The sequence below is a fragment of the Streptomyces sp. BB1-1-1 genome (genome assembly GCF_031597775.1).
In the GTDB taxonomy this organism is placed as follows: domain Bacteria; phylum Actinomycetota; class Actinomycetes; order Streptomycetales; family Streptomycetaceae; genus Streptomyces; species Streptomyces thinghirensis.
Window position 1 is genome coordinate 746889 of record NZ_CP134203.1, and the last position, 11207, is coordinate 758095.

Consider the following 11207-nt stretch of genomic DNA (forward strand, 5'->3'; position numbering starts at 1 on the left):
GATGACGACCGTGCACGAGGGACAGGGCGACCTCGTCCTCGGGGCGCTCGGCTCGCTGGGCACCCGCGTCGACTGCGCCGGGTTCAACCGCCTGGACCTGGAGGGTCCGCAGGTGCTGTGGCTGGTGGCGTCCGGCGCGGTCGACCTGTTCGCGGTCGACGCCGGGGAACAGGGCCACTGGCACCACCTGGGCCGCCTGGAGGCGGGGTCGGTGCTGCTCGGGCCGGTCGCCGGGCCCCAGCACACGCTGGTCGCGCGTCCGCTGCGGGACTGCGTGGTGCACCGCATCGGGCTGCGCGAGCTGTACCAGCCGGCGAGTACGCAGACGTGGTCGTACGACGAGTACGGCAACCCCCAGTACGTACCGCCCACGACGAGTCCGCTGGAGTACGCCCTCGCCCTCGGCGTGGGCCGCAGCCTGACCATCCTCTTCCAGGCGCCGATGGCCACCGAACGGGCCGCGGCGCCCACCGACGACGACGTGTTCTGGATGCAGGTGCCGCCGGGCAGCGTGCAGTACGGGGCGCTGTACGGCGACGAGGCCGCCGCCGACCTGCTGATGGACCCGGCGCTGTGGCAGAGCATGGTCGACCAGCAGTACCGGCTGCTGACCACGCTGGACCGCTGGATCGAGCAGTTGGAGCGCACCCACGAGACCCGTACGGCCGCCGGTATCAAGGCCGGTGAGGCGGTGCGCGCCCAGGCCGACCGGACGCTGCTGGCCTCCATCGGCAAGCGGTCCGGGCAGCGCACCACGGCCGCCGACGCGGACGCGACGTACGCGGCGTGCAAGCTCGTCGCCCGCGCCGCCGGGATCCCGCTCGCCGAGCCCGCGCAGAACGGCACGGAGAGCGACCGGCTCGACCCGGTGGAGCGGGTCGCCGTCGCCTCGCGCGTGCGCACCCGGACCGTGCGGCTGGACGGCCGCTGGTGGCGGGACGACGTCGGTCCGCTGATCGGTCACCGCGCCCTGTCGGGAGCGCCGGTGGCACTGCTGTGGCGGCGCGGCGGCTATGTGGCCGTCCACCCCGCGACCGGCCGCGAGACGCCGGTCGAGAAGGCGAACGCCGGGGAGTTCGAGCCGCGTGCGGTGATGTTCTACCGGCCGCTGCCCGAGCACCGGCTCAGCCCGTTGCGGCTGCTGCGGTTCTGCATGCGGGGCACGCGCGGTGATCTGACCGGTCTGCTGCTGGCCGGACTGGTGACGGTGGGGCTCGGCGCGCTGGTGCCGATCGCGACCGGCAAGGTGCTCGGCGAGTTCGTGCCGAAGGCGCAGACCGGGTTGATCGTGCAGGTCTGTCTCGCGGTGATGCTGAGCAGCGTCGTCGCGGCGGCCTTCATGCTGATGCAGAACCTCACCATCCTGCGGCTGGAAGGACGTGTGGAGGCGACCCTCCAGCCCGCGGTGTGGGACCGTCTGCTGCGGCTGCCGACGAAGTTCTTCACCGAGCGCTCCACCGGTGAGCTGGCCAGCGCGGCCATGGGCATCAGCGCGATCCGCAGACTGCTGGCGGGCGTCGGTCCGACGGTGGCCCAGTCGGTGACCGTCGGGGTGATGAACCTGGCGCTGCTGCTCTGGTACAGCGTGCCGATGGCGCTCGCGGCGATCGGCATGCTGGTGGTCGTGGCCGCCGTGTTCCTGGGGCTCGGGCTGTGGCAGGTGCGCTGGCAGCGGCGGCTGGTCAAGCTCACCAACAAACTGAACAACCAGGCGTTCCAGACCTTGCGCGGGCTGCCCAAACTGCGCGTCGCGGCGGCCGAGAACTACGCGTACGCGGCGTGGGCGGAGCAGTTCGCGCGCAGTCGTGAGCTCCAGCAGCAGGCGGGGCGCGTCAAGAACCTGAACGCGGTGCTCGGCGCGGTGTACCTGCCGCTGTGCACGCTGCTGATGTTCATGCTGCTGGCGGGTCCGGCCCGCGGTTCGATGTCGGCGGCCGAGTTCCTCACCTTCAACGCGGCGGTGACGATGCTGCTGACCTCGGTCACCCAGCTGACGGGCGCGTTCGTGTCGGCGGTGGCCGCGCTGCCGCTGTTCGAGGAGATCAGGCCGGTGCTGGACGCCACGCCCGAGGTGCGTACGGGGAGCACCCGGCCGGGGCCGCTGTCCGGGGCGATCGAGGCGCGGCGGCTGTCGTTCCGGTACACCGACGACGGGCCGCTGGTCCTGGACGACGTGTCCTTCGGGATCCGGCCGGGTGAGTTCGTGGCGGTCGTCGGCCCCAGCGGCTGCGGCAAGTCGACCCTGCTGAGGCTGCTCATCGGCTTCGACCGGCCGCTGTCGGGCAGCGTCCTGTACGACGGGCAGGATCTCGCCGCGCTCGACCAGTCGGCGGTGCGCCGGCAGTGCGGGGTGGTGCTCCAGCACGCGCAGCCGTTCACCGGCTCGATCCTGGACGTCATCTGCGGCACCGAGCCGTACACGCCGGAGGAGGCGATGGCGGCGGCCGAGATGGCGGGGCTCGCGGAGGACATCAAGCGGATGCCGATGGGCCTGCACACGATCGTCTCGGGCAGCGGGGCGGTCTCCGGGGGCCAGCGGCAGCGGCTGATGATCGCGCAGGCGCTGATCCGCCGCCCGCGCATCCTCTTCTTCGACGAGGCGACCAGCGCCCTGGACAACGAGACGCAGCGCACGGTGATCGAGTCCACCAAGGCCCTCAACGCCACCCGGATCGTCATCGCCCACCGTCTGTCCACGGTGCTGGACGCCGACCGCGTGATCGTGATGGAGGACGGCAAGGTCGCCCAGCAGGGCCCGCCCGCCGAGCTGCTCGCGGACACCGGCGGCCGGCTGCACGAGCTGGTACGGCGGCAGCTGGCCTGACGGGGCCGTCCGGTTTCCGGCCGTACCGCCGCAGGGACCGTCTGACCGGCGCCAAAATGGGTACCTGCGCCTTCATGCGTATCAGCGTGGTGGATGTGGGGTCGAACACCGTCCGGCTCATGGTGGCGGACGCGGAGGGCGGGGTGCCGCTGCCGGTCCACACCGCGAAGTGGCGGCTGCGGCTGTCCGAGCAGGTCAAGCCGGGCGGCCCGGTCCCCGAGGAGGCCGTGGAGCGGCTCGCGGAGGCGGTCGCCGACGCGAGCCGGACGGCGGCCCGCTGGGGAGCGGCCGACCCGCTGGCCTTCGCGACCGCCGTGGTACGCGCCGCGCCCAACCGCCGCGAGGTACTGCGCACCGTCCGGGCCCGTACGGGCATCGCCCTGTGCACCCTGCCGGGCGAGGTGGAGGCGGAGCTGACGTTCCTCGGGGCCCGGCGCTGGATGGGCTGGCGGGCGGGGCCGCTCGCCCTGCTCGACATAGGCGGCGGCTCACTGGAGGTCGCCTTCGGCCGCGGCCGGCTGCCCGACTTCGTGGCCTCGCTGCCGCTGGGGGCGGCACGGCTGACCCACGAGTTCCTCGACGGCGGCGAGGACGCGCCGCGGCCGGAGCAGGTCCGGGCGCTGCGCCGCAAGGTCCGCCATCAGCTGCGGGACGTCGCGGCGCGGATCCGCTGGGAGGGGCCGCGTACCGCGGTGGCCACCTCGCGGACCTTCCAGCAGCTCGGACGGCTGTGCGGGGCTCTGCCGGGCCGGCACGGCCCCTTCGTGGAGCGGCAGATGCGCTGCTCGGACCTGGGAGAGGCGATCGGCCGGCTGGCCGCGCTGACCGCCGCCGAGCGGGCCCGGCTGCCCGGCATCTCCGCACCCCGGGCGGCGCAGAGTCTGGCCGGGGCGGTGGTCGGGCACACGGCGATGAAGCTGACCGGGCTGGAGACGGTCACGCTCTGTCCCTGGGCGATCCGCGAGGGCGTCCTGCTGCGCCACATCGAGGACGGCCCGTCCTGGTGGGCGGAGGTCACCCGCCGCAACGAAGAGGCGCACATGCCGACCCCGGTGCCCCTGCGCGTCGCGAGCACACACGGCTGACCACGCGACCGGCCCTGCCCGGCCGGGACAGGCCGGGACAGGCCGGGAACGAACGAACAGTGCGAGGAAGAGGAGACCTTCGTGTCCCAGAACGACGACCGCGACCACAAGCAGCCCGAGACGGCCATCGAGGAGGTTCTGCGCGAGATCGAGGAGGCCAGGCCCCGCGACGCGGAGTCCGACGAGGGCCCGCGCCGGGGCGAGGCGGGCGACGCCACCTCGCCCAACCCCGGGGCCCAGAAGGACGCCGAGGGCGAGTGACGCGCCACTGAGCGCGGTCGGGGGTGCCACGGTGGTCTCCGGGTACTCGCGACTCCATGGAGTACGACCGCGAAGGACCACAGTTGCCGACGGCCCGGGGCCCGCTCTCCGCGGCCGTCGGCGCGTACCTGCTCGGGACGGGCCCGCTGCCCGGCCCGGAGGACGTCGCCGCCGCGCAGGCGTACGGCGACGACCTCCAGCTCGCCCTGTACCAGTGCTACGAGTTGCATTACCGGGGTTTCGCCGGTGTCTCCCCCGGCCTCGAGTGGGACCCCGACCTGCTGCGCACCCGGGCCGCGCTGGAGCACCGCTTCCTGTCCTCGCTGCGCGCCGACACCGAGGTGCACGACAGCGTGGAGGAAGCCGTCGGTGAGCTGCTCGTCGAACCGGTCGACGGGAAGGGCGTCAGCCACTTCCTGCGGGACGAGGGCGAGTTGTGGCACCTGCGCGAGTACGCGGCCCAGCGCTCCCTGTACCACCTGAAGGAGGCCGACCCGCACGCCTGGGTGCTGCCCCGGCTGTGGGGGCGCGCGAAGGCGGCGATGGCGGCGGTGGAGTTCGACGAGTACGGCGGTGGCCGGTCCGACCGGGTGCACGCCCGTCTGTTCGCCGACCTGATGCGGGACCTGGGCCTGGACACCGCGTACGGGCGCCATCTCGACGCGGCCTCCGCCGAGTGCCTGGCAACGGTGAACATGATGTCCCTGTTCGGCCTGCACCGCGCCCTGCGCGGCGCCCTGGTGGGCCATTTCGCGGCGGTCGAGATCACCTCGTCGCCCGGTTCCCGGCGGCTCGCCGAGGCGATGCGCCGCACCGGCGCCGGGCCCGCCGCCGAACACTTCTACGACGAGCACGTCGAGGCCGACGCGGTGCACGAGCAGATCGTGCGGCACGAGGTGATCGACGGCCTGCTGGAGCAGGAGCCGCACCTCGCGGCGGACGTCGCCTTCGGCATCGACGCCACCGGGTACGTCGAGGACCGCTTCGGCGCCCGGCTGCTCGCCGACTGGCGGGCCGGCCGGTCGTCCCTGCGTACGGCGCTGCCCCACCCGCACCGCGAACCTTGCGAAACCTCCCATATTCCGTGACGGCCGGGGTACGTGGGTTCCGTGAATTTCATGGTGCTACCGGGCGTCTATGCCCCTCAGGAGGACACCGCCCTGCTGGCCGGGGCGCTGTCCGACGAGTCGCTCCCACCCGGCGCGGCCGTACTCGACGTGGGGACCGGCACGGGCGCCCTGGCCCTGGCGGCGGCACGGCGGGGCGCGCGGGTGACCGCGGTGGACGTGTCGTGGCGCGCGGTGTGGGCGGCCCGGGTGAACGCCGCGCGGGCCGGACTGCGGATCCGCGTCCGGCACGGCAACCTCTTCACGCCCGTGCGCGGTGAGCCGTTCGACCTCGTGCTGGCCAATCCGCCCTACGTGCCGGCGCCGGGCGACGGCGGCCGGCCGCGGGGTGCGGCGCGGGCCTGGGACGCGGGCCACGACGGGCGGCTGGTCCTGGACCGGATCTGCCGGGAGGTGCCCGCCCTGCTGCGTCCGGGCGGTGTGCTGCTGCTGGTGCAGTCGGCGCTCAGCGACCCCGGGCGGACCGTCGGGCTGCTGCGTGAGGCGGGTCTGAAGGCCGCGGTGACCCGGCGGCAGCGGATCGCGTTCGGGCCCGTGGTGCGCGGCCGGGAGCGCTGGCTGCGGCAGCGCGGGCTGCTGTCCCTGTCCGACAACGAGGAGGAGCTGGTGGTCGTCCGTGCCGAACTCCCCGTCTGACGCCCCTCGCCCGTCCGGCGCCGCGCGCCGGGTCAAGGTCCAGCGCCGGGGGCCGATGCTGGTGGAAGGTCCGGTGGAGGTGGAGCTGGAGGACGGGACGACGGTGTCGTCCGACCGCTTCCGGGTCGCGCTGTGCACCTGTCGCCGTAGCCGGCGCTTCCCCTGGTGCGACACCAGCCACCGCGCCAGGTCGTCCGGGACGGGTGACGGGCCGGCGGCTGCGGGCTGACGGTTCTCGCCTTGCGGGAGAGCGGCGGACGGCCCCACTCCGTCCGCCGCTCCCGGTGCGGGACCGCTGGATCCGTACGGCGGCGCTCGCACTCCCCAGTAGCGAGCCGCCGGTCACGCCGTACGGGCCGGGCGGTCCCGGTCCTCAGAACGTGAAGACGCTCGCGCTGCCCGCGTTCTTCACGCACTCGTTGGCGAAGGTGCGCTCGTAGGAGACGTGCCGGCCCTGCCAGACCCCGTCGACGGTCACGACCACGGGGGCGTACTCCCGGGTGCACAGCACGCCGTCGTCCGCGGCCAGGGCGTCGAAGTCGCCGCCCGCGCCGCGCAGTTCCGCGCAGGCCGATTCGGCGGCGGGGTGGGTTCCGGAGGCCTCCGGGGCACAGGTCAGGGTGACCGCGCGTACCGGTGCGGCGGTGGCAGCGCTCTCTCCGTGCCCCACGGTCAGCACGAGGGCCGAGGGGGCGTAGAGCGACGCGGGGGCGATGGCCGGGGAGGCGAGGGAGGCCCCGGCGAGGGGCCCGCAGACGGCGGTGGCCGTCAGGCCCAGAGTCGCTGCCCAGCGCGCGGTGTTCCGCATTGTGTGCATCCTTCCGCTCGATATGAGATGTAGCCGGCCCAGCTCGGTCAGTGCCGGAACGGCGAGCGCGAGTCTGCCGAGTCCGTCGCCGAAACTCATCTCGACCCCATGGGTTTCGGTAACCTTGCGTATTGAATCAGTGGCGTGAAGTCACGGAATTCGAACGTTCCAAGTCCGGAACGGGGCGGGTCTTGATCGGTTATTGAGACCTGAACTGGCCGAATGGCGTGATCCGCACCTTCGCCAATAGGCCTGAAACACCCCTGAAACAGGGCCGTTCCCCCTGACGGCCGACCTCGGCATACTCACCGGTATGGTGCTGACGGCGCGAGCTCGACGACGAGAGGCGGTACCTGGGGATGGCGAAGCACTGGGCGGACTTCCAGTACGAGATCTATCTCAACGGGATGACGGGTGCCGTGCCGCGGCTGCCCACGGACCTGACCCGGCTGGAGGAGCTCACCGAGCGACGCCTCGGCCCCGGCCCCGTCGGTTACGTCGCGGGCAGCGCGGGTGACGGCAGCACCGCGCGCGCCAACCGGGCGGCCCTCGACCGGCGCCGGATCGTCCCGCGCATGCTGCGGGACGTGCACGAACGGGATCTCTCGGTCGAGGTGCTGGGCCGCTCCCTGCCCGCTCCGCTGGCGCTGGCACCGGTCGGTGTCCTGTCGATCATGCATCCGGAGGCGGAGCCGGCCGCCGCCCGGGCAGCCGCCGCGCAGGGCGTGCCGTGCATCCTGTCCTCGGCGTCGAGCACGCCCATGGAGCAGGTCGCCGAGGCGATGGGCGACGCCGAGCGCTGGTTCCAGCTGTACTGGCCGAAGGACCGCGAGGTGGCCCGCAGTTTCCTGGACCGGGCGAAGGCGGCCGGATACAGTGCGCTGTTCGTCACGCTGGACACGCCGCTGCTGTCCTGGCGCCCGCGCGATCTCGACCAGGCCTACCTGCCGTTCCTGCACGGGGTGGGCACCGCCAACTACTTCTCCGACCCGGCGTTCCGGGCAGGGCTGGCGAAGCCCGTGCACGAGGACCCGAACGCGGCCGTGATGCACTTCGTCGGCATGTTCTCCGATCCCGCCAAGTCCTGGCCGGATCTGGCGTTCCTGCGGGAGAACTGGGACGGCCCGATCGTCCTCAAGGGCGTCCTGCACCCGGACGACGCCCGGCTCGCCGCCGACGCCGGGATGGACGGCGTGGTGGTCTCCAACCACGGCGGCCGTCAGGTGGCGGGCTCCGTCGCGGCGGCCGATGCCCTGCCGCGCGTGGTGGAGGCGGTCGGCGACCGGCTCACCGTGCTGTTCGACAGCGGGGTACGCACCGGTGACGACGTCTTCAAGGCGCTGGCGCTCGGCGCGCGAGCGGTGCTCCTCGGCCGCCCCTACGTCTACGGTCTGGGCCTCGACGGACAGGCGGGCGTCGAGCACGTGATCCGCTGCCTGCTCGCCGAACTCGACCTCACCCTGGCCCTGTCCGGGCACGCTTCTCCGGCCACGCCCGGCCCCGCCGACCTCGTCGTGGATCCCGCCTGACCCGTCGGGGAGACGTCCTGACCCGCCGAGGGGACGACCCGACCCGCCGAGGGGACGTCCCGACCTGCCGGGGGGACCTCTCCCCGACGGGGGGGGACGTCCCCGCGACCGACTCGCCCCGCCCGGCGGCCGTGGTGGCGGCGCGGGGCTCGCCGCCGTCATCGCGGAAGCGGCCCCGCGCCTCTTCGGAGCGCCGTCCGACGCACCGGACGCCGCCCGGCCCGCCTCAGCCGCCCGGCAGCTCCACGCGCCGGGCGTCCGGGGCGCCGGTACCGGCGATCGACAGGGAACCCTCCGCCGTCGGTACCGGGTCGGTCCGCCAGCGCTGGCCGTCGGAGCCGTCGTGGATCTTGACGACGATGTCGGCGTCCGGGGCACCCGTGGTGGCGGCGAGGGCCAGCTGCTTCTGCCGGCGCGGCACCAGTTCCCCCTGCCCGGTCAGGTCGTAGCGCACGTCGTCGCCCCGCTCGGTGCCCTCGTCGGCGCAGGTACCGAGAATGACGACTCCGGCGTCCGCCTGCGAGTCCAGACACAGCCCCGGGTCGGCGACGCTGCGCAGCAGCCCGTCGTCCTCGTAGGTCCACTGCTGGGTCCACGCCTCGGAGCACCTCGCCAGCCGGGCGCCCGCGCCGGCCTTCGGCTCGCCCCGGACGTCGAGGCACAGGTCCGCGGCGACGTTGCGCAGCCGCGTCCGGTCCGCCGCCGTGGGCAGCCCGGCCGCGCCGGGCGGTTTCGGGCGGCTGGTCCCGGACGTGTCACCGTCGTCGCCGACGGCGCTGGTGGAGGCGGCCGGATCGGCGCCACCACCGTCGTACGACCACACACTGACCACGAGCACGATCGCCAGCACTCCGGCCGAGGCGGCGCCGAGCTGCCTGAGCGCCGACCGGCCGGAACGCGACCGGCCCGGCACTCCGCGCACGGGCACGGGGATCCGGGCCAGCAGCCCGGGGCGTCCACCGCGGTGCCGTGCGGCGCCCTTGGCGAGCGCGCCCAGCGTCGCGCGTCCCGGACGGGAGTCGAGATAGCGCCGGGCACCCCAGCCGAGCACCGCTTCGGCGATCAGCGTGCCCAACTCGCGCTCGAAGTGGCTGAGTTGTTCGGCCGCGTGCCGGCAGTGGCGGCAGTCCGCCAGATGTTTCCGGACGTCCGGCAGCAGGGCGCCGCCCCGGCGGATCGGGACGTCGAGGAGACGGCCGTGGAAGCGGCAGTCCTGGGTCGGCGCGAGTTGCCGATGTGCGTGCAGACAACCCTCGCGGAATTTCTCACGCGCTTGTTCGAGTGTGGCCGACGCGGTGTCGGTATCCATGCCGAGCAGACCGGCCGGGACGCTTATGGGCTCGCCCTCGACCTCCGTGTGCCACAGCAAACAACGGGCCGGTCCGGGAAGGGAAGCGAATGCCCGTGCGGCAAGCGTTCGGTTTTCCGGAGTCAGGGACTTCGCCGCCCGCATACCACGTCCGCCCGCGGGTTTGAGCAGTTGCGGAAGAACGCCGGATATCCCGTCGTCTGCGGACCACTGCCGGACCGTGTCCCGTACGGCCACCAGCAGTCGCGGACGCAGGGCCGTGGCGGGCTCGCCCTCGGCGAGCCGGTCCAGGACCCGGTGCCAGGCGGCGGCGGTGACCATGGCGGTCACCTGGGCCGAGGTGGCGAGGCAGATGGTCGCGTAGTCGTGGGCGGGCTGCCAGTGGCGCGCCATCAGCAGCGCGGCGGTCCGGGACGCCTCGCTCTCCGGGCCGTCCCTGAGCCGCGCGGCCAGCAACTCGTCGGACTCCCCGGGGTCCCCGCCGGAGGGCGGGTACGCGGGTCGAGGGGGGTGGGGGGTGGGCACTGAGATGTTTCCTTCCCACGCGCAGGTGACTCAGAAGTTCCGATCGCCGAAAAGGAACCCCGGATTGGTGTATACCTTTTGGGCGCGGTGTGGGGAGCGTGAATTCGCCACGGCGAAAACGGACCTGGTTCATCAAGACGCGTGCGAGACCCGGCCTTTACCCCCCGCACGAGTGCTTCACTCTCGCACAAACCACTCATGGTCAACAAGGCGGACCGGGCAACATGCGTCCCCTTTGAAAGAAGGTCAGATTCCGCGGCAACTCACGCGGCCGGCACCTGCTTTCGGCTTTCTTCACGCGCCCCGTGTGAAACACGTGCACGCGCCGGTGCGCCGCGCACGCTCCCGGCGCACGTCCCGGCGTGGTGGACTGGCCGGGCTTCAGATCTGCCAGGAACGCAGCCGGTCGGCCGCGCCGTAGGCGTCGGCCCCGCCGGACATCAGGTCACGCGCGAGGTCGACCAGGGCGCCGTAGGGCGGGTCGATGCCGACGCCACTGGCGAACATGTAGGCGACGGCGGTCGCGCAGGCGAAGCGGGCGTTGGCCGAGGGCAGGGGCTTGAGCACGGCGAGCGTGTGCAGCAGGGCGGCGGCCCGCCAGGCCGGGTCGGAGTCCACCCCGAGGCGGGGCGGGTCGACGCGGTGCCGGGCGACGGCGGCGACCAACGCGGAGAAGTCGTTGATGGTGGGCTGCTCCGGCAGCACTTCCTCATGGCGCTGGAGCAGCCAGGGCACGTCGATGTGCAGGACCGGCGCCATGGGTCAGGCGGCCCGCCCCTCGCCCCTGACGGACGGTGGTTCGTCGTCGGGAAAGGCGGCCGCGAACTCGTCGGCGTGGGCCGAGAAGAACCGGCGGAACGCCTCCGCGCCCTCCTGCAGCGCCCGGTGCCGGGCTATGTCGGCGGCGGCGGCGTCCCGCACGAGCGCCTTCATCGACGTACCGCGTTCCTTGGCGATCTGCCGAAGGTCCTCGAGCTCGCGGTCGCTGAACTCCACGTTCAGAGCTGGCATACCTCCACGGTACCGCGCGGGTACTGACCCGTAAATACGCGCAGGTCAGAGCAGTGTCACGGCGGTACCGCGGGAGGCGGGCGGGGCGGTGG

General features: G+C 73.2%; 11 protein-coding genes. 7 read left to right on the forward strand and 4 right to left on the reverse strand.

The features are described 5' to 3' along the window. Position 1 precedes the first annotated feature (1 nt). From RI578_RS03360 to RI578_RS03385, 6 genes are all read left to right on the forward strand, one after another. Positions 2 to 2824: an NHLP bacteriocin export ABC transporter permease/ATPase subunit gene (locus RI578_RS03360; RefSeq protein ID WP_310869631.1), complete on the forward strand. Its 2823-nt coding sequence runs from the start codon at positions 2 to 4 to the stop codon at positions 2822 to 2824. Between the two features lie 74 nt (positions 2825 to 2898). Continuing rightward, entirely contained in the window at positions 2899 to 3909 is a 1011-nt protein-coding gene (locus RI578_RS03365) for a Ppx/GppA family phosphatase (RefSeq protein WP_310869632.1), read from the forward strand. Positions 3910 to 3990: 81 nt separating this feature from the next. Continuing rightward, positions 3991 to 4170, forward strand: coding sequence for a hypothetical protein (locus RI578_RS03370; protein WP_310869633.1), 180 nt, complete (start codon positions 3991 to 3993; stop codon positions 4168 to 4170). A gap of 56 nt (positions 4171 to 4226) precedes the next feature. Beyond that, positions 4227 to 5258 (forward strand): iron-containing redox enzyme family protein, encoded by a 1032-nt coding sequence (locus tag RI578_RS03375; protein ID WP_310869634.1) that lies wholly within the window; start codon positions 4227 to 4229, stop codon positions 5256 to 5258. Positions 5259 to 5288: 30 nt separating this feature from the next. Then, the gene (locus tag RI578_RS03380) at positions 5289 to 5933 is read left to right on the forward strand and encodes a HemK2/MTQ2 family protein methyltransferase (RefSeq protein ID WP_310869635.1); all 645 of its coding nucleotides are present in this window, start codon (positions 5289 to 5291) and stop codon (positions 5931 to 5933) included. Beyond that, positions 5914 to 6162 (forward strand): CDGSH iron-sulfur domain-containing protein, encoded by a 249-nt coding sequence (locus RI578_RS03385; RefSeq protein WP_310869636.1) that lies wholly within the window; start codon positions 5914 to 5916, stop codon positions 6160 to 6162. Before RI578_RS03380 ends, RI578_RS03385 begins: the two co-directional genes overlap by 20 nt. A gap of 144 nt (positions 6163 to 6306) precedes the next feature. Here the strand turns inward: RI578_RS03385 and RI578_RS03390 are convergent, their stop codons facing one another. Then, the gene (locus RI578_RS03390) at positions 6307 to 6741 is read right to left on the reverse strand and encodes a protease inhibitor (protein WP_310869637.1); all 435 of its coding nucleotides are present in this window, start codon (positions 6739 to 6741) and stop codon (positions 6307 to 6309) included. A gap of 359 nt (positions 6742 to 7100) precedes the next feature. Between RI578_RS03390 and RI578_RS03395 the strand changes: the two genes are divergently transcribed. Further along, positions 7101 to 8270, forward strand: coding sequence for a lactate 2-monooxygenase (locus tag RI578_RS03395; RefSeq protein WP_310869638.1), 1170 nt, complete (start codon positions 7101 to 7103; stop codon positions 8268 to 8270). 226 nt (positions 8271 to 8496) lie between these two features. On the opposite strand, the gene RI578_RS03400 is transcribed toward RI578_RS03395, so the two are convergent. From RI578_RS03400 to RI578_RS03410, 3 genes are all read right to left on the reverse strand, one after another. Beyond that, the gene (locus RI578_RS03400; RefSeq protein WP_310869639.1) at positions 8497 to 10104 is read right to left on the reverse strand and encodes an RICIN domain-containing protein; all 1608 of its coding nucleotides are present in this window, start codon (positions 10102 to 10104) and stop codon (positions 8497 to 8499) included. Between the two features lie 381 nt (positions 10105 to 10485). Beyond that, the gene (locus RI578_RS03405; protein ID WP_121745492.1) at positions 10486 to 10863 is read right to left on the reverse strand and encodes a toxin Doc; all 378 of its coding nucleotides are present in this window, start codon (positions 10861 to 10863) and stop codon (positions 10486 to 10488) included. Between the two features lie 3 nt (positions 10864 to 10866). After that, positions 10867 to 11115, reverse strand: coding sequence for a hypothetical protein (locus tag RI578_RS03410; RefSeq protein ID WP_310869640.1), 249 nt, complete (start codon positions 11113 to 11115; stop codon positions 10867 to 10869). Between the last annotated feature and the right edge of the window lie 92 nt (positions 11116 to 11207).

Coding starts and splice junctions, on each gene's coding strand:
- RI578_RS03395 (WP_310869638.1), top strand. CDS start 7,101: ATGGCGAAGCACTGGGCGGACTTCCAGTACGAGATCTATCTCAACGGG.
- RI578_RS03410 (WP_310869640.1), bottom strand. CDS start 11,115: ATGCCAGCTCTGAACGTGGAGTTCAGCGACCGCGAGCTCGAGGACCTT.
- RI578_RS03380 (WP_310869635.1), top strand. CDS start 5,289: ATGGTGCTACCGGGCGTCTATGCCCCTCAGGAGGACACCGCCCTGCTG.
- RI578_RS03360 (WP_310869631.1), top strand. CDS start 2: ATGACGACCGTGCACGAGGGACAGGGCGACCTCGTCCTCGGGGCGCTC.
- RI578_RS03375 (WP_310869634.1), top strand. CDS start 4,227: ATGGAGTACGACCGCGAAGGACCACAGTTGCCGACGGCCCGGGGCCCG.
- RI578_RS03365 (WP_310869632.1), top strand. CDS start 2,899: ATGCGTATCAGCGTGGTGGATGTGGGGTCGAACACCGTCCGGCTCATG.
- RI578_RS03405 (WP_121745492.1), bottom strand. CDS start 10,863: ATGGCGCCGGTCCTGCACATCGACGTGCCCTGGCTGCTCCAGCGCCAT.
- RI578_RS03390 (WP_310869637.1), bottom strand. CDS start 6,741: ATGCGGAACACCGCGCGCTGGGCAGCGACTCTGGGCCTGACGGCCACC.